Annotated in this window: 7 protein-coding genes and 5 tRNA genes; 1 reads left to right on the top strand and 11 read right to left on the bottom strand. The window is 46.6% G+C overall.

The window, feature by feature from the left end:
• Positions 1-100 precede the first annotated feature (100 nt).
• The 7 genes from ACFQ45_RS14230 to ACFQ45_RS14200 all read right to left on the bottom strand — a co-directional run bounded on the left by ACFQ45_RS14230 (position 101) and on the right by ACFQ45_RS14200 (position 2817).
• Positions 101-571 carry a hypothetical protein gene (locus ACFQ45_RS14230; protein ID WP_377368838.1) on the bottom strand — a complete coding sequence of 157 codons (471 nt, stop codon included), beginning with the start codon at positions 569-571 and terminating at the stop codon, positions 101-103.
• A gap of 689 nt (positions 572-1260) precedes the next feature.
• A tRNA-Met gene (locus tag ACFQ45_RS14225) sits at positions 1261-1337 on the bottom strand.
• Positions 1338-1418: 81 nt separating this feature from the next.
• Positions 1419-1495 (bottom strand) — tRNA-Met (locus ACFQ45_RS14220).
• A 65-nt stretch (positions 1496-1560) separates the two neighbouring features.
• Positions 1561-1637 (bottom strand) — tRNA-Met (locus ACFQ45_RS14215).
• A 48-nt stretch (positions 1638-1685) separates the two neighbouring features.
• Positions 1686-1762 (bottom strand) — tRNA-Met (locus ACFQ45_RS14210).
• Between the two features lie 48 nt (positions 1763-1810).
• A tRNA-Met gene (locus ACFQ45_RS14205) sits at positions 1811-1887 on the bottom strand.
• Positions 1888-1926: 39 nt separating this feature from the next.
• Positions 1927-2817 carry a hypothetical protein gene (locus ACFQ45_RS14200; protein WP_377368836.1) on the bottom strand — a complete coding sequence of 297 codons (891 nt, stop codon included), beginning with the start codon at positions 2815-2817 and terminating at the stop codon, positions 1927-1929.
• A gap of 159 nt (positions 2818-2976) precedes the next feature.
• Between ACFQ45_RS14200 and msrA the strand changes: the two genes are divergently transcribed.
• Positions 2977-3636, top strand: coding sequence for a peptide-methionine (S)-S-oxide reductase MsrA (msrA, locus tag ACFQ45_RS14195; RefSeq protein WP_377368834.1), 660 nt, complete (start codon positions 2977-2979; stop codon positions 3634-3636).
• Between the two features lie 54 nt (positions 3637-3690).
• On the opposite strand, the gene recD is transcribed toward msrA, so the two are convergent.
• From recD to ACFQ45_RS14175, 4 genes are all read right to left on the bottom strand, one after another.
• Positions 3691-5733, bottom strand: coding sequence for an exodeoxyribonuclease V subunit alpha (recD, locus tag ACFQ45_RS14190; RefSeq protein WP_377368832.1), 2043 nt, complete (start codon positions 5731-5733; stop codon positions 3691-3693).
• Positions 5726-9448 carry an exodeoxyribonuclease V subunit beta gene (recB, locus tag ACFQ45_RS14185; RefSeq protein WP_377368830.1) on the bottom strand — a complete coding sequence of 1241 codons (3723 nt, stop codon included), beginning with the start codon at positions 9446-9448 and terminating at the stop codon, positions 5726-5728. Before recB ends, recD begins: the two co-directional genes overlap by 8 nt.
• Positions 9445-13002: an exodeoxyribonuclease V subunit gamma gene (gene recC / locus ACFQ45_RS14180; protein ID WP_377368828.1), complete on the bottom strand. Its 3558-nt coding sequence runs from the start codon at positions 13000-13002 to the stop codon at positions 9445-9447. Before recC ends, recB begins: the two co-directional genes overlap by 4 nt.
• Positions 13003-13150: 148 nt before the next feature.
• Positions 13151-20122, bottom strand: a complete 6972-nt coding sequence (locus ACFQ45_RS14175) for a tandem-95 repeat protein (RefSeq protein ID WP_377368826.1) — start codon at positions 20120-20122, stop codon at positions 13151-13153.
• Between the last annotated feature and the right edge of the window lie 63 nt (positions 20123-20185).

Below are 20185 nucleotides of genomic sequence, written 5' to 3'. Positions count from 1 at the left end.
ACCTGTTGAGTATGAGAAACTGTTCGAAAAGATGACTGAGAAGTGTCTACTGAACTAGTGGCGATTCATAAAACACCTCTTATTTAACTAGATTTTAACGTTAATAGGTGTCTAGTAAAGTCTGGGAAGTCCAAACAGTTGGAATTTGTCTAACCTCCAAATGATCGTAAAAACCAGCCGAGCTCGAATGAATTATGGAACTAGACGTATCTAGGGCTTTAATAAAGTAAGTAAACCAGTCCAAAACATCTTCAGAGAGGTCAGAACCAAGTAAGGCCTCTTCCAAGACGTAGAAGATATAAACAGAACCTCCAGAAATTTCGCTTTGATCATACACAAACTTGAAGTTATTTATGTTTAAACTTACGCCCTTAGAGCGCTTTATTGAACCTTCTTTCAAGGCTCGTTTTGTAAACTGTTCAAAGCCCTCTACTAATATTCTGACTTGTTGTTGAATGATTGAATCAGAGGACCCACTGTATCTTTCCACAACACGATGCCCCTCGATCACAGGCATAACCCTAGGCTCTAAATTCGATAGCACAGCAAGCTTTACATCCGTCACATCCAATAGTCTGTCCCCTCAACACAAATAGCATGGATAAATAAACAGTACTCTCAATTCCACACAGTGTATTCAATGCAATTAGTTGTCAATAAATCACCTGATCGCATAGTGATGTTTGAAGATAATTTTTGACAGCGCACCGAGAAAAACACGAATAGTAAAAAAGTCAGCTCTATGGGTGTTATGGTCACAATAAAATCAGAAGCAATCAGCTTTACACAGAAGTGAATTAGAAACAATTAATCTATATTTTTCAGTGGGTTATAAGTAAAAAATCGGCCAATCAGCCACATCAATTAATGTATATTTGTATCCAAAATGGTCACACAAAACATGTGACAACACTCGACATTAAAAACTTAAGATACAAAAATGCCCTATGACTAAATTTCCTTAATTCATACTAGAATGTGCAAGCTAAAGAGGGAGAAACAGAGGGCTACAAAAACGCTAACATAGGGCTTTTGGTCACAATTTAGTCACGGATTCGCCACATGAACTTTTAATTATGAAGCCAGGATAAATTTAGAGGTAATTAAGAAGTGGTTAAATGATTGAAGAATTACTGACAAAAAACGCTAAGCATTACAAATCAAGCAAAGCTTTCTAAGTCTTCTTACTAAGAAAAATGGTAATGTGGCAAGATCTATCTAGGATATTATAAAAGTACTTATGAATCAGTATTTTATAAATGGTTGCGGGAGCCGGATTCGAACCAACGACCTTCGGGTTATGAGCCCGACGAGCTACCAGACTGCTCCATCCCGCGACATGTAACCTATTGAAATTAAACGGTTAATTTTGAAATGTATTAAAGAAAACTGTGACCAATTCTCACGACTTTACGAATTGGTTGCGGGAGCCGGATTCGAACCAACGACCTTCGGGTTATGAGCCCGACGAGCTACCAGACTGCTCCATCCCGCGACAAATAAACTATTGATATAGTTAACAATTTTCATAATGAACCAACAACTTGAATGTGACCAAGTTGGTTGCGGGAGCCGGATTCGAACCAACGACCTTCGGGTTATGAGCCCGACGAGCTACCAGACTGCTCCATCCCGCGACAGATTATGATTTAAGACTAAATCACTAACATTTTTGTTCACTTCATTGGTTGCGGGAGCCGGATTCGAACCGACGACCTTCGGGTTATGAGCCCGACGAGCTACCAGACTGCTCCATCCCGCGACAGATTATGATTTAAGACTAAATCACTAACATTTTTGTTCACTTCATTGGTTGCGGGAGCCGGATTCGAACCAACGACCTTCGGGTTATGAGCCCGACGAGCTACCAGACTGCTCCATCCCGCGCCAACGAGGTGCGTATACTACGGACGAAGTCGGTAAAGGTCAACCCCTAAAATGAAAATCTTGTTGTTCTAATCGCTCAGGGTATCCGAGCATAGAACAATAGTGGCGAATACCGGACAGAGAGGACTGGTTTACACGACAGTAATAGGAAATCATAGAACGAGTGTCCTTACTCATATGAAACCAGTTTCGTAGGCAGTTGAGATATTGAATCTGCTGGGTACTGCGAACCACCCAACCGTTGCGCCCTTCTTTAATGCCATAATACTGACCATTAGGAGCAATCAATAACACAGGAATACCATAGCCATTAGCAATTTCAATGAAACGCCCCTCATCAATGAAGTTAGAAGAGACTGTTAACAGGCCAAAGCTATTTAATATGTCAGCCTCCAAATTAGGAAAGCTGTCCATCGGAATTGCTAAAGAGGTGGCTTTTTCGGCACGCAATTGCAAATCAATGACACTCGCAAAATCATCCTCTGCAAGATACAAAACACCTGGGGCTGCTTTACTATGCTCTGGTACATAGAAGTAACTGTCTCGTTTCGCAGTGGTTCCCCAACTGCTATGTCGACCTAACCAATTAGTGAGTTTACCTATGGTCGAAATGCTCTCATCACTCTCTAACTCCTTTGGAAGTTGATTGGTATGAAGCTGACACTTTAATGCAGGACTTAGAAGCGTCCCTAAGGAGTTCGCTTTGCTACCGAAAGTAATTAAGTGATAAGGAGACTCAAGATGCAGCAAATCCAAAAGCGCTCTCATGGATGGCTTAATCTTATTGTCTTCAGGGGCATGTTCATTTGATAGAGCAACGACACGGAAACTAAGAGAGAAACGCGCGAGCTCATAACTCAATTCTTCTATGAATTGTGCTAGTGAAGCGTTCTTTGCTCTCGCATCCCAAAGGACTATTGCATCCGTCATTTCATAATCACTCTACATTGGATTTTTTCAGTTTATGCTACGCTAAGCATAAGTCCATCAATACTGCGTATCGTTTTGATTCACAACGTAATACATTGTAATTATTGATCATATATATCAATAATTCTGTCATTTTTAACTTTAAGAGAACCACAAAGAATGAGCATTAACTTATTAAAAAATATAGACAAATCGTCAGTAATCAGTAAAAACGAAGCCCTCGAAGGAAGAAGTGAACCATTATTCATCGAGGATACAAACATTGTTACAAAAGACTACATAAAGCGCTCAGCCAAAGAGGGTGAACAAGAGATTTATATCGCCATGGGCTGCTTTTGGGGCGCAGAACGGAAATTTTGGAACACACCTGGTGTGACCGTCACCGCGGTAGGCTATGCAGGCGGCTTCACACCTAACCCGACCTACGAAGAGGTCTGCACTGGCAAAACCGGTCACACTGAAGTGGTAAAGGTTATTTTCAACAAGGCGCAAATAAGCCTAGAAGGCATCTTGAAAGTTTTTTGGGAGAATCACGATCCAACCCAAGGCATGCGCCAAGGGAATGACATAGGAACTCAGTATCGCTCTGCTATATATGTCCTAGACGATGAGGCTCTTGCCGTAGCAGAACAATGCCGTGCTGCCTTCCAAGCGCAATTGGCCAATTCGGGGTTTGATAAAATCACCACCGAAATCGCCAAGTTAGATACATTTTACTTTGCGGAGACCTATCACCAGCAATATCTGCATAAGAACCCAAACGGTTATTGTGGTTTAGGCGGTACGGGCGTTAGTTGCCCTATTGGATTAGGGGTGTAATCCATCCACATGAACAACGAGCATAGGCTGATGCCTATGCTCGGTTTGCCATCATCAATGAATGTATAAACTCAAGCCACTGCTACGCTCGACTTGCTGATTCATTGACGCTTCTAATACTTGGTCATCCCCTGAAATCAAAGTGAAGTGCTTTTTAGAACGGGTAATGCCCGTATAAATCAGCTCCTTGGTCAAGATGTTAGAATGCCTACTGGGTAATAACATGGCCGTGTGAGTGAATTCCGATCCTTGGGATTTATGAACCGTCATGGCAAATACGGTTTCGACACTCTGTAAGCGACTTGGCAGAACCCAACGCACGCCACCTTTACCATCACTGAAAATGACGCGTTGCTTTAACGCACCATTGACCGGATACAACAAGCTGATCCCTACATCGCCATTCATTAAGTCCACACTGTAATCATTCTGGGTCACCATAACCGGACGGCCTAAATACCATAATCCCGCCACGGACCTGAGCTTGCCGCTCGACAAGAGCAGCTGTTCGATCTTCTCATTCATGGCGGCAACGCCCCACTCTCCTTGGCGAGTCGCAACAAGCAACTGAAAATCTACGTGGTGCTCTAAAACCCGTTTCCCCCATTCATCGAAGGCCTCAACACCTGCATCGAGATTTGGCATAGCAGCCACTTGATCTAAAAAGCCCCCATAGCCTTTTACCAATAACCCTTTCACACCAGGGTTGATAGGCGCTTCTGGAAATTGAGTTTGCTCTAAATATTGTAACGCAGGCCCATTGGGAGCTCGCTTTAGGCTCAAAGCAAAGATTTCTTTGAGTCTTGGTAACTTTGGAGATACTTGTGACCCCCTTTGTGTTTCATTAACAAGAGACGCCAGCTGGTGAATCACGCCCCCTTCAACGAAGCGATAGCTGCGACGCAACATACAAACTGCTTGATTCAGCTTAGAGCCAGATTCATCAATATAATCTGGTGCTATCTTTTCACCGACAACGTCTTCGACCCACTGTGCCGTGTGGGAGGTATATTGACCCTCGGCTGCACCGCGACAAAGATCTCCCAGCACATAGCCAGCTTCTACGGAGGCAAGTTGATCCTTATCTCCCAATAGGATCACGCGGGTATCAGGCTCAATGCCTTCAAACAAACTGGCCATCATTTCAATATCAATCATGGACGCTTCATCCACTACCACAATGTCCGCCAATAAAGGGTTAGACTGATTATGGATAAATTGACGAGAATTCGGCTTGGGTTTGAGCAATCGGTGTAGGGTTGTCACCTGAGTCGGAATTACCTGTTTTAGAGCGTCTGGGTTCACATGTCCCACTTCTGGCAAGTCTAAGCGTGTTAGGTTGGCCGCTATGGATTCATTCAAACGTGCAGCAGCCTTACCCGTGGGGGCGGCCAAGCGAATCGCCAATGGTGACAAACCATTTACCAATCGCTGCCCTTGCAACAAAGCAAGCAAACGCAACACTGTGGTTGTTTTACCCGTCCCCGGCCCACCAGTGATGATAGAAAAGTGGTTACTGGCCGCGATGCCACAAGCTACCCTTTGCCAATCTGTGTCATCCACCTGACTTACTTGGCCAAATAATGCCGTTAGCCAATCTCTAATGTCTCGTTCCGAAACACTCGTAGCACGATCCAAGCGATCAGCAATGCCATTCACAATGATTTGCTCTGCTCGCCAGTAACGGCGTAGATATAGAAAACTTGACGCTTCCTCTTGAACGAATACCAGCGGTGACGACTGTGCAGCGATTTCGTCTGTGGTCCCCGTCGCCACAGCATTGGATTTTTCTAGAGCAACAACCAAATCCTGCTTGCTTAGAGTACTTGCCCAACCATTCAACTGCTCTGCCATCAGCAGAGTCTCAAATTGTCCCTCTTCGTCGAATTGCAAAAAACCAGATGGATGTTGCAGCCACTTGTCTAGGTCAATACACACTTGCCCAAGGGAGGCGTTGTAGCTGACAGACAGCAACAAAGGCAAAAGTCGTTCATCTAACTCACCGTCCTCCGTGACTAACCACTTCACCAAGGAAAAATCCACATAGCGCGCAACGTCTGCATCTACCCAGCTTTTGATCTGCTCCAGATTAAACATAAGACAACTCCTGTTGCAGAACCACTGTCTCACCAGCGAACATCTTATCTAGGGCTTCAATGAGCGCCTTGGGCGGTTTGTCCATAATCAGGCCTTGGGTTGTCTCGTTTTCGTAGCCTCGAATAAAATAGTAAACGGCTCCCCCAATATGCTCCTCATAACGGTAGGCGGGAATACGCTCTTTTAGATGGCGATGCAAAGCCACCAGATACAACACATACTGTAAGTCATATCGTTTTTTTAACAGAGCATCCCTAAGACTGGCTTCGTCATAGGCGGCGTCATCAGCTCCCAGACCGTTACTCTTCCAATCGATCACATAGTATTTACCATCCACCTTGGCCACGAGATCGATAAAACCCTTAAACATCCCCTCAAGCATCTGATATTGGGCAGCAGGACGCTCTTGACCGTCCCATGTTTGCTGTCTTACAAGGGAATCCAAATGTTGGGCCTGAACCTTACTGGCGCTAAACATAAACTCCAGCTCCACCGCCATATCCTCTGGCGGAACATCCATTAAACGAAAGGTCACTGGTGCTTGCTCTGGTATGCGATCCAACCGCCATGTTTTGCCTAAAAAGTCACCTAGCCAATCCGATAATGGCTCGGCATACTCTGACAGGTTTCGCTTTCTACAGCGGCTTTCCAACATGTTTAAACGCAAGTCCGCATCCCCTTGAGCGGCCGCAAACCCCTTACGCTTTTCACCGTTTATCTCGGTTCGCTGCTCTGCAGCCCATTCAATAATACCGTGAAGAAAGGTCCCCATATGGCTGCCTCGAGGTAGCTTGTGCATCAGTTTGTGGCTTTGCACAACCTCTGTAACGGGCTCACCTTGATCATCGTCTAGCATTTGCTCATCAATTGCCTGCTCCGGACTGCCGGCTTCTATTTCGAATTCCCCTTCCTTGCCACCAAAAGACAAAGAGGAGTAACTGGCAATCCACCAGGGGGAAATGCTCAATGCATTCACCTGCCTCGCTGGGCAAAACTCTGGCACCGTTAGTCCCACATAGGGAGCCACGCTGGACATGGCTTGCACTACCGAAAAGACTTCTGAGTCTTCCTGATGGGCTGCCACCACATGATTTGCAGATGCTCCCAATAACGCATGGGCTGCTGAGGTAAAGTCTCCCAATTCACCACCCGCCGCATCGCCAATGGCCAGCCATTGAGCACAAATGGCTCGGGTCATGGCCACATAAATCTTGCGCACATCTTCTGCTAACCGCTCCGAATCAGCCTGTGCTACCTGTTCATTAGAGGGGCTAAAACTCAACACCAAATTTTCTTGGTCATCATGATATTCAATCGGCAAATCGGAAGACTTTACGGCCCGAGCAGCATCCAAATACGGCAACATAACCAAGGGGTACTGAAGACCTTTTGACTTATGTACCGTCACCACTTGAACCAAGTCCGCATCGCTTTCGAGGCGCTGTTGAGTGCTTTCTTGCCCAGACTTTTCCGCCGTAATACATTGTTCAAGGTGATGAATTAACGCCTGCTGACCTTGTATGGTTTCAGAGGCTTGCTGCAACAATTCAGAAATATGAAATAGATCCGTGATCGAGCGCTCACCATTAGGCTGATTTAAATACCGCTCTGGCACCATTTGTTCCGTAAAGAAACGATGCAAGGTCGCCATAATGCCAAACTCAAACCAATGGTGATGGTAACGTCTGAATTGCTCAATAAAGCCTTCCCAATAAATCTCATCGTGATTCAGGGCATCCAACTCCGTGAGGCTCATCCCCATCAACCGCGTCCCCAACGCGACCCTTAAATTGAAGCTATTAAAGGGCTCTGCCATGGCTTTTAACACATGTAAAATATCGTCTGCGTCCTCTGTATCAAATACATCGTTCGCATCCGACAAATACACGCTGGACACATTCACATCGAACAAAGCTCGGCGAATTTTTCGGGCTTCCACACCCGAATTCACCAATACAGCAAAATCCTTCGGCTGAAGAGGCCTTGGTCCGTCTCCCAGATCAATGGCCGCACGATCTTCATTAGACAGATTTAGTAAATGAGCAATCTGAGAGGCGGTCGCCACCGCTCGGTCGATGGAATCATCAGAGGCTTCCCCATGCTCTAGAGTCAAATCCCAAAGATTTTGGGGCGCCTGAGGCTCACCCTCTACCAACAAAGCAATCCCATCTTTCTTACCGGCTTGCACTGGTAAAAACGGAATTGGATCCTCTTGCCCTTGCCTAAATAAAAATGCTCCGTTTGGATGAGCCTGCTCTGCCCGCTCAAAGAAGCCATTTACAGCATTCACCAATCGCGGCGAAGAGCGGAAATTGTGGGTCAGGGTATATTGACGATTGCCAGTGTCACGTTTCGCAGATAAGTAGGTGAAAATATCGGCACCGCGAAAACGATAAATCGCCTGTTTGGGGTCACCAATCATAAAGAACCCCGTATCAGGATGAGGCTCCGCTACCCGATAAATGGCATTAAAAATACGGTATTGCACCGGATCCGTGTCTTGAAACTCATCCACTAAAGCAACAGGGAATTGCTTACGGATGACCTCTGCTAATTGTGCCCCACCTTCGTCTTGTAGGGCTTTATCCAGCTTATCCAATAAGTCATTTTGACTGAGCACACCACGTTGAGCCTTTTCCTCTTCTACCCGTGCTGCGACCCAATGGGCACTATGGGCAATGAGAAACTCATTAGGTGTAGGCAACTGATCCAGCACCTCAGGCAGCTTTGCTAAGACAGCTGCCGCCCCACGATCTACTGGGATAGTCCCTTCGTCTAACCAAAATCCAGTGTCCAACAAAGCGATTTTAGCGAAGCTTTTACCCTGAAAGAGCTTATTAACCAAGGCAAGGTTTTCGCCCTCGCTAGCACACCACTGAGCCAAACCATCGAACACACTGGCCCGATGATTTTTGTTCAACGAGGCCGCCTTAAACAACTTACCTTTCGCCGCAGCCTCAAAGTCTTCTATTAAGGTAGGCAGCGCTCCACTGACCTGGGCTTTTAATGAGTCAATGACTGCGGCTCTTTGAGTGGTGATAGCCTGCAACTCAGCGCTAATGTCTGCGCCTACAGGTGCAATGCCATGAACCTTGTAAATTAGATTACCGATCGACCGATGCAACGCCATAGGAGCAGAATAAACCGCCAGCACCTGACGTAGCTCAGGCTCTTCTAGGGTAAAGATCTTTTCTCGCCAATAGTCCTCACAAGCCTGAATCACTAGGGGCTTTTCGTTTTCTAACAGGGTTTGCTGAAAATTCAAGCCACTGTAAAACGCGTGTTCCGACAAAACACGGCTACACCAAGAGTGAATCGTGGACACTGCGGCTTCATCCATCCATTCTGCCGCAATATCAAGGCGACGAGCGGCGGCATACAAGGAAGTTTCTGCTTCTACCTCTTTGCGCAAGGCTCGAAGGTGCATATCCGTACTGGCTTCTTCATCGGCTCGAAAATAAGCAGCCGTTTCTACCAAACGGGCACGAATACGATCCCTAAGCTCCCGAGTGGCCGCTTTTGTAAAGGTCACAACCAGAATATTGGGGGGCAGCAAAAAATCCGTGAAACTGTTTTCTCCCCCGTGCTTTAACACAAGTCGCAGATACAACAACGCCAGAGTATAGGTTTTACCTGTGCCCGCGCTCGCCTCGATTAACGCGGAGCCTGCTAAGGGGAAGGTCAATGGGTTCAATTGCTGGGTGGAATGGCTCATGCTTTCGCCTCCGGTGACACACTGGTCAGAATAGGTCCACAGAGTAACTGAGCGTGCTCTTCTAGCTGTGCTAGCTGTTCAGACGTTAAAGGCTCTTGTATATGCAATCGCCCATAATGGTTGGATGGACTCCCCAGATCCCCATTTATGTAACCCTCTACCAAACGCTCTTGGTCTGTCTTCTTAGATCGGCCTTGAATCAAGTAAGCCATCCCCCCATGAATGCCAAAACATAAGGGATCATGCATTGCCCGTAGCCAAGCTGTCAGTAGATCCTTTAGCACCCTTTCAGCGGTTTCAGTGGCCATACCATGAAAGCGCAAATCCCCATTCGGGGTCATCAGCTGTGTGTCCACGGGCTGCTGATGAACCAGGTTCGCCACCAAATGGCGCACCCAAGCGTTTACCCCATTGCGCCAGACCACATTAGTCCCTAATTTGTTGTCTGTGACGGAGCGGCTAATGTCACCTTCTTCGTCGATAATGCTGTCTTTGTAAACGTTGGAGGTTTGCATAATAAACTGAATCAAACACTCCCTATCTGAAGCTTTATAGAGACGCTCCAGATCATCTTCGTAATGCAAGGTTACCCCATCACAGGTGAGCTGGATTTCTGCTTGGCGCAGGGTGTCAGGCACCATAGCCAGTGTGCCGATGGCCTTTTTCCAACCAAAATATAACTGCTTTACTTTCGTTGGAAACAAACGATCTCGATGCACCTCTGAGAAAGCACCACCGTGTAATTCTCCCGCGGCGATTTGACGCTCTAATTGGCGCTCCACTTCATCATCCCAACTGGACTGGGTCACATTAAGCCGTTTGGCATAATTCAGCATCTGGTCATGGACTTGCCAGGCTTCTAATCCATCAGAGTCAAAGTTTTCCACTACTTTGGTTTCTTCGATCTCACTGGGCTTACGAATATCAAGGCGCTCGCTGTAGAGGGCGTCCACTGGAGAGCGATAAAAAGACGTCAACTTGCGCGCATTCAAGGGCGCATCAGGCTGCCAATCTGGAAGTGCTTCGTCCCCTTTCTCTAACGCCTCATAACCTTGATAAATCCCCTGCCACTCGTGCTGATAGGTGAATACTGGTGACCCTTGAGTAAAATACTGACGACTAAAGGGCTGCATCGGGTATTCTGTTGTCAACTGAACAGCCAATGAGTCGTTTTGCCATCCCTTATTTAGGTAATCTCGAAGCTGCCCTACCAAAACCGATGGGGGTTGTTCACTGTTGTCTTTAGCGCTGCGTCCTTGCCAACTAATAACCAGTTTATCCCGTGCGGAGAGCACCGCTTCTAAAAACAAATAACGGGCATCTTCTCGACGTGAGCGGTCCCCCGGTCGGTAATCCCCTACCATCAAGTCAAAGTCCATTGGCGTACTCACTTGGGGATAGTCCCCGTCGTTCATACCAATCAAATACACTTGTTTAAACGGAATCGCGCGCATGGGCATAAGAGTAGCGAAATTCACTGATCCAGATAAAAATCGCTGACTCAAAGCAGGTTCGTCCAATTGCCCCATAAAGGTTTCTTGGATCACATCCACAGACACAGGTTCTTGGTCAACACCTGCCCCTTGTACTTGGTCTTCCAGCGCTTCAATTTGCTCTTCGATACGAGTGACCACCCGACGTTCTGAGTCATTACTGGGTAGGAAGAAGGTATCCAATAGGCCTTGCAAGCTGTCCGCCCAATGCAACAAAGGTTTTGGCTCTACGAAAGCCCCCCAAACCTCTTGGATGTCATCGATCAGACGGTGCATTTGCCCGAGAGTCTGTGCATCTAGGCCACCGATATCCCCATAAGGCAAGACACCTTGCCAGATGTCACCCGCTCCAACGCTATACCCCAGAAGCATTCGTTTTAAGCCAAATAACCAGGTGTTTTGTTCCGATGCACTGGTCAAGCCCAGAGAATGACGTTGTTCTTTTGATAGCCCCCAGCGGATATTGGCGTGTTCAATCCAAGATTTAAGTTGCACCACATGCCCTTCCTCCAACCGATAACGGGCACGCAATGCAGGAATGTCTAACAGTGACAACAAGTCGGTGGCTTCAAATCGGGATTGAGTAATCGCCAATAAGGACTCAAAAGCAGCCACGATAGGATGCTGCTGACGGGCACTTTGATCGGCCACGTGGTAAGGCAAAAAGCGCTTATCTGCGTAGTCACCATATTTAGCAAAGCGACCAAACACCGCCTCAATATGAGGAACATAGACATTAATGTCCGGGGCCATAATCAGGATGTCCCTCGGTTCGAGAGACTCCCCTTTGGCTGCGGCATGCTCGAATTCACTCAACAAGCGGTCATGAAGGATTTCTATTTCACGTTGGCGGGAGTGGTTTTCAATAAACGTCAGGCTGGTATCCCTTTGGGTGTCCACCTGACGGCCAAGGGACTGACAATCTTCCAAACTGCGGAGCTGAAAAATATCATCCTGTAACTGCGCCAACAGGGACTGCCCTTCAGGGGCTTCAAATAAGTCAATCTTGCTGTCCACAAAGAATCCTTGATACGCTCCCGGCTGGTCACGCTCGTCTAGGGAATGAAGGTAATCTCGGCCTAGTTTCCCCCATGATGCGAGCAAAGGGTTGCCATACAAATGGGCTTCGTCCAAAGACACGTCTTTGTTTGGTCGACCAGCTTTCATCGGTCGACGAGAATGAGCTTGGCGCAACAATTGACGCCCTTCGATCAGATCCCCCCAGTAATATTCACTGGGATTCATGGTGAACAATAACACCTGAGTAAACGACGAAATGGCCTGCAGTACTTCTAAGGTTTGGTTCGGTAAAGAGGAAATACCAAAGACGATCACGCGGCGAGGCAAACCTTCTAAGTGATCCACCTGCTGACATTGCTTGAGGAAGTCTTGGTGGATCTCGGAACGGTTAACCACCTGTTGCGTCTCCCCTTTGAACTGGGGGTCATTTTGAATATCGGCCACCAAATATCGCCATAATCTAGGCTGCCATATTTGATCATCAGGCACTGCTTTGGTTTGTCCTACCACATAAGGCTTGTCCCGTTCCGGCAACACATCTGCTCCGGCTTCCCAAGCTTGCAACCAATCCGCGCGATACACCTGATATTGGTCGTACAATTTTGCGATTCGCTCCGCCAAGATAAAACGGCGGTGTTCACGGCTTTTGCCCGATGCCATAAAACGTACCAAGGTGTCGTAATGGCCTTCTGCATTTTCCGATTCAATGGTGTTCAATAGTCGAAACAGACGCCAAACCATGGGCTTCATATCAAATGGAGACTGGGTATCAAGGGACCAAAAGGCAGAGCGATAGGCTTCCCAAATGAACCGTCCTGGAAGTGACACATCGATGGATGCAGCAATGCCACAGCCACCTTCTGTCTCGTCTTGAGCAATCGCCTGCTGAAGCCACTGGGCAATACCGTTACTCTGCACCAGAAACTTATCCGTCTCCAAAGGCTCCAGCGGATACCGCTTTAACCAAGACACCAGCACATCTTTTAGTAATTCAAGGCGGTTACCTTGAATGACCATCAATCCCGTCGGCCAATCGCTCACACCATTCTCCGGTTTATTCAAAAATCCATCCCATACTATAACAAGGGACGCACCCTTTCTCCCACAAGGGCAACTAATTGTTTAAAAAAGAAAAGGCCAGCAGGATCACCTGCTGGCCTTTTTGCTTTGTGCTCAATGAGACGCGATATTAGCCGTCTAGATTGATGTTGTACTCTTGGTTGTTGTAGATCACCGTTAAGGAATCGCCAGAGCCAACCGAGCCACTGTTATCTGTATCCAAGTTACTGTCGGATCCAAAAGTGGCAACGTCTTGCTTCTCATCTCCCTCGCCGATAGAGAGGTGTTTCACACCTTCGTCATCTTCAGAGATGGTCACGTTCGCTTCTAAGAAGGCTTGAACCGCATCGATATCCTCAGAATTTGTCTCTGACGGTAGGTCCAACAAATCAGAGATATCAATGGCATCTTCACTGGCATTGAAATCCATCAACACATCTTGGGTAAACCCGTTGCCTAGGTTGGTATCGTTATCAAGGATAAAGATATCAGATCCTTCGCCACCCACCAGCACATCAACCGACTCATCATCACCACCGAACAAGACATCGTCACCTGCACCGCCTAGCAATGAATCTTCATCGCTATCGCCAACTAAGTAGTCATCGCCACCAGTACCGACAGTATCCTCTTCATCAGAAGAGCCTACGATGCCAGTGTTGTCGCCATCTGTCGTCACTGTAGCGATCAACTCAAACTCTGCAATATCAGAGTCGGTTTCACTAACGACTGTCAGATTGTCAATGGTGGTAGAACCGGATGTAACAGAGACAGTGTAAGTACCGTCAGAGTTTACGGTTAGATCTGTACCATCTTGTTGCAACTTAGCACCATCAGGGACGCCTGAGATGGTGACACTAATTACATCTTCTCCTGAAGCCAAGTCGTTGATATCAACAGATACTGAATATGTGAAACTCGTCGCAAAGGCATTTGAGTCCCCGATCACAGCTCCATCTTTGAACTTAATATTTTCAAAGTTTGCTACGTCATACTTGATGTTATCTTTGTTATTGACCCAGTCGTTATAGCTATAACTTTGAAGCCATATTGAATCCGTACCAGAACCGCCACTGATATATCCATCCAGCCTACCAACAATCACTGCGACATCATTACCGTCGCCAAGGTCGGATGTGCCGTTTAAGTTGCCTTTAATATAGACAGTATCATTACCACTACCAGACTCGATATGACCATCTACATCGTCTACCACTTTAGCAATGTTATCTCCATTACCCAGATGCACGGAACTAGAAGATGTAATGTCGTCACCAATAATCACTACATCATTCCCTTCACCAGTATCAATATGGCCACTATTCTTAACGTCATCTCCTACAGTCACAATGTCATCACCATTGCCTGTCTGCATAGACGCCCCATCTACGTCGTCATCAACAATAACTTGATATTGTTTGTTCTGGAAGTTAAACCAGCTATTGTAATCATGATCGTAATGTTTAGTTAAGACAGAAGAATCAAATGAAACACCAGCAGTTGGGTCCTGCAAATCTCCAGAGCCAACTTTAGTTATCGTAACATCAACGGATGCCTGACCACTCATATCACCATCAACTTCTAACGTAGCGGTAGCACTGTCATATGCTCCATTACCATCCGTAATCGTGTAATCAAATGATGCACTGCCTGTGTAACCTGCTTCTGGAACGAAAATGATCTTGCCAGCTGAATTAATGTAGGCGTAGCCATGCTGTACATTGTCAACAGATGTAACAGACAAGGTATCGCCATCTGCATCCGTGTCGTTAGACAACAACACACTTGGATCAATAACAATGGACTGTCCATCCGTTGTCGTCACGGACTGACTTCCCGTTGGATTGGTTGTAAGCGATGAACTATCTAAAACAGAGTACGTATTACCACCATCAGAACTTAATGTAGGTTGGAAGACGTAATCACCGCCCTGATCCCACCATAGCATTTCAATGCTGTAATAGCCGTCTGCTTCAACGGTAAACGCATTATGAACCGTACCGTTTGGACTTTGATTATTAGTAACGGTCGCGACTGCATTACCATCAATTGTGATCTGATACCCATCATCTGCATAAACCTTGAAGTTATAAGTCCCTGCTTCTAAGTAGATATAACCAGTTAGACGAATACCACCATCCGAGGTGTTACCAGGGTCGGTACTTAGCGAGCTGGCGTCAGATCCAAGGAAATTCTGTAAGTTAGAATCTTTACCAACATCACCCGTACCGTACTGATAATTAATATTCTGACCAATAAAGGTTGCATCCGCAGTTTTTCCAGCGATCAAAGACTTGAAGTCAACCAGATCATCAATTTGCTCGTTAAAGCCGAAGTATTCGCCTTTCAATCCAGTGTATGTGGTCAATACATCATCCGTAGCGACTGGTGCATCGTTCGCGTCATTAACAGTCAATGTCAACGTATTCTCAACCGTATCTCCGTCCGCGTCTTTCACATGGTAAGTGAATACTGCTTCTCCAGAAGAACCTTGAGAAATACTGCCGGCAAACGAATCACTTGGAGTGAATTCATAACTGCCATCAGCTTTAACCACTAATGTACCTTTATCAGTGGTAATGGTCTCAGCAACAACGGAACCGCCATCAGCGCCCACATCTACATTCAAGCTGACATTACCCGTAATGGTGCCGTAGTCACTTTCTGGTACAGAACCACTGGAAGTAGACACGTTCGCCACAACAGAGTATTGGCTGGTTGCGTCTTCAGCAGTAGAGAATTGGGTAATAACATTCCCGTTGCTGTCCAAGAATCCACTCAAGCTGACCACATAATCCACACCATCAACAGTTACAGTCGTAGAGCTCAAATTCGATAACTGAATGTAATCACTTGAATCATTATTCGAGTTATTGGTCTCATCCACTACAACTTGAGCCGTTAAAGTCACAAGTGTGGCAACACCATTAATGTTAACCGTTACCTTGTACTCTAGATTAGTGCTATCCAAAGACTTATAGCTGGTACTAACTGGCGTATTCACATGCGTGAAAGTACCGATCACAATGTTAGAGCCCATATCTGTAGACGCAACAGACGAAGTATCTGTCAATGCAATGGAGGTTGGATCACAACCACTGCCATCGTCCCAAGATAATTTGTCTTTGTAGCTGTCACTGTCCGTATTTTGTTGTTGAGTACGGTTTTCACCACTGCTGAAGGATGGATTAACGAAGCCACCAGCGATAGAAGACACCGTGAAGCTTGACGCGGCGCTAGACTCTTTAACCAGTTCAATAGTATCTGTTGTGGTTGTTGATTCAGGGGAATCATCCTCCACCACTAATGAAACAGTCTGAGTAGCAGACGCTAAATCGCCATCATCCGTCGCAACAACACCGAAGTCGATGGTTAGAGTATCTTCGGTAGAGCTATCAGAATGATCAATCGGCCCAGTCAAAGTAGCTTGATAAGTCACTTGCCCATTCACTACATCAGAAACAGTGATGGTTACGATAGTTTCATCGCCTGCTTTACCAACAAGTTGACCGTCCACAATCGACCACTTGATGTCCACACCATTAGACTCATACAAACCATCTGCAGGAGCAACAAATGACATCTTGATGTCTGCATTTGTGCCATCGTCAGAAACCGTCAACGTTCCTGACGCAGTCACAGCATCTGTAGTATCGGTTGAACCATCCGTATCAGCATTCGCGTTGGCAAGACCTTCTTCAGAGACCGTAATAGAAGCAGTATCACCTGCTCCAATCGAGATCGAAGGTGCGTCATTAACCTCATAGACAGTTACATCAATGGACTTAGTCGACACAGCCGTATCAGAATTAGAAGCTTCCGTAGCAGTAGCAGTGAACGTTAATGTGAACTCTCCACTGTAATCCTCAGGTGTTTCTAACGTCATATCAGTAAAGTCAGTAATACCACCTACATCCACTGTGCCGTCAGCACCAAATGTAAACTCATCATCACCAATAGTAATGACTGTACCGGCAGGCGCACCAGAGATCACCGTAGATAAGGACTCAGAGCCATCTGTATCAGCTAAGTTGATAGTGAACGATTCCAACTGTACTGCTTGATCTTCATACCCTGCATTTAACATTAGGTAGTGATCAACGGTTACACCATCGTCTTCATAAACCGCCTCGCCAACACCTGGGATAACAGAGGTTGGATACATTGACAAAGTACTTGTACCAAACTCTTGGCTATCTCCACCGTCAATCTTAATCCCTAGATTCACATACCCATTACCATCTTCATTGTGATATGCAATTTCAACAGGGTAGTAACCGGATTCAGAAACAGTAAGTACCTGAGACTCAACACCACTATTACCGTTGTCCCATTGGGCCTCAGCAATCACATCTCCGCCCACTTTGACATAGAAAGTATCGTCAGCACTGCCTGTGAAACTGTAATTTGACCCAGCTTCCAGATAAACATAAGTCGTAGCAACTGCAAGAGTACCAGTAGCAATGTTATCGAGATTTGGAATTGATTGGACTACACCAGAACCAACAGGTGGAACAGAAGAGTAAGAATCCACCAAAGCAGCTAGCTGCTCAGGCGTACCACCGTTACCGCCATAAGTACTAGAATCAACTCCCGTCCAGAAGGAATAACTAATACCCTGTGCAGAAGACGAATCATCAGAAGATGTTGCGATAACAGGCGCATCAGCAACCGCAGTCACTGTCACAGTTGCAGTAGCCGTAGACGTATTGCCCGCTGCATCTTGAACAGTGTACTGAATTTCAATGTCACCGCTCACATTCGCCTTAGGCGTAAATGTAATCGTGCCATCCTCATTCAAAGTTACCGTGCCAAGAGACTCGTCATAGCTGAAGCTGTCTTCGACTAAAGAAGCACCAGACTCATCGTTATCTAATATATCGATGGTGATAGGAGAACCATCTTCAAGCATGGACACTTGCTCGTCCTGAACCTCAGCGGCCAAATCCACCGTCACGTTTTGCGTGGTCGTCGTTTCGTTGCCCGCAACATCTACCGCTTTGATGCTCAGTGTGTTTGAACCTTCGGCCAGCGCATTGTCGATCGCGATAGTGTACTTACCATCACCATCCGCTGTGCCAGTCGCCGTGCGCGATGTGCCATTCGCATCTGTGTACGTGATCGTCACAGTCGCGCCCGCTTCCGTCACACCCGTAATGTCTGGCGTCGCATCGTTGGTAATCGTGTCGTCGTTCGAACCACTGTTGGTCGCATCCGTGATGTCGGACGTCAAGCCGCTAACGGAAGTATCCACCGTCACGTTTTGCGTGGTCGTCGTTTCGTTGCCCGCAACATCTACCGCTTTGATGCTCAGTGTGTTTGAACCTTCGGCCAGCGCATTGTCGATCGCGATAGTGTACTTACCATCACCATCCGCTGTGCCAGTCGCCGTGCGCGATGTGCCATTCGCATCTGTGTACGTGATCGTCACAGTCGCGCCCGCTTCCGTCACACCCGTAATGTCTGGCGTCGCATCGTTGGTAATCGTGTCGTCGTTCGAACCACTGTTGGTCGCATCCGTGATGTCGGACGTTAAACCACTGACAGACAGATCCGCCTCTGCTGCAATCTCGCTCGCTTGCGTAGAGGTATTACCTGCAGCATCAGACAAGGTTGCTTTCACTTCTGCACCAGGAGGTACTTCGATAGTATATCCATTGTTAATATCATCTTGCGTTAATGTATGAATGCTCTCAACACCATTAACGATAAACGTCAAAGTATCCCCTACTTCTGAACCACCAAGCGAAATCGTCGCAGTAATCGTACCAACTTCGCCTTCAGCAACTTCTGCTGCATTGTAAATATCGTCATCACCTGTACTTTGGAATGAAATAACAGGGGTGCCGATACTGACGTCTGCTATAGCAACTGTTGCACTCACTTCGTCCGACATGTTACCCGCTGAATCAGATAACGTTGCTTTTACTTCTGCGCCTGGAGCCACTTCGATTACATAACCGTTAGCTATCTCAGCTTGTGTTAACACATGGGTACTGACCGCACCGTTCACACTGTACGTCAAGATATCCCCCACTTCCGATCCATCAACAGAAATGGTGGCAGTGATAGTATCTGCTTCGCCAGCGGCGACTTCCGCCGCATTATAAACCTCATCCTCACCAGTGCTTTCAAACGTAAGCGTCGGTGAACCAATAGACAAGTCGACTTGGTGGATTGAAGTTGTAGTGGCTGTAAATGGGTTGCCAGCACTATCTTCACCAGTCACCTTAGCTGTAAACGTAGTATTTTGAGCTAAATCTTCCCCTGCGACCGAAACAGCCCATGTTTTGTTGGCCATAACAGTCGTTGTATAAGTCGTATCACCAATGACCAATGTAACGGTATCCCCCGCAGCAGCATCAAAACCGACTCGACCAGAGACAATAATAGAAGAAGTACTTTCTTCGATATTAACAATGTCATCAGATGTAATTGAATTTACCTGAATAGACCCGCGAGCCGATGTGTCAACAAAATACGCCTCTGTGGACTGACTTGTTCCGACATGTCCCTCAGAATTCGTCACGGTAACATTAGCAACGACAATTCTATCTGAGTCCTGGACTAAACTTGAGCCATCAACTGTAATGGAAAAAGTACCATTAGAAACATCAACTGCTCCAGTATAGCTCTCTCCTCCTATTACCAAAGTTACTTCCCCTGAGGCAATAATATCGCCTGAAGTAACTACACCAGTGATAACAACCGTTCCAGACGCTTCAGAAGCGTTAACAGTTGAATCTGAAGTAATAGGATCGATGTCAATATTCACGTAAATATCGTCATTGGTGATCGTGCCTGTGCTCTCAACACCGCCCACACTCAACGTGAACGTTTCATCGCTTTCAAGAACCGTATCTTCTGCACCCGCTACCGTCACAGTGAAGCTTTCAACACCTGCTGGAACCGTGATGGTGCCGTCGTCGTTGAGGGTCACGCCGTCGCTGAACGTCACATCGCCGTAGTCACTGCTATCGGTCGTGCCGTCCGTCAAGCTGAACGCGAACGTTTGTGCCGTATCCGCTGTATTGCTTAGCGTCACATCGAACGCAAGGTCGTCGCCTTCTTCCGCGCTAACATTCTGAGAAATTGAACTCACCACTGGCGCACTTTCGTTATCAACGATCGTCGTGCTCGCGCTGCCGTTATCAGAAGACACGGT

The organism is Rhodanobacter aciditrophus (genome assembly GCF_042679525.1).
In the GTDB taxonomy this organism is placed as follows: Bacteria; Pseudomonadota; Gammaproteobacteria; order Pseudomonadales; family Marinomonadaceae; genus Marinomonas; species Marinomonas aciditrophus.
Note: the sequence above shows the minus strand (reverse complement) of the source record. Positions and strands in the feature narration are given on the sequence as shown.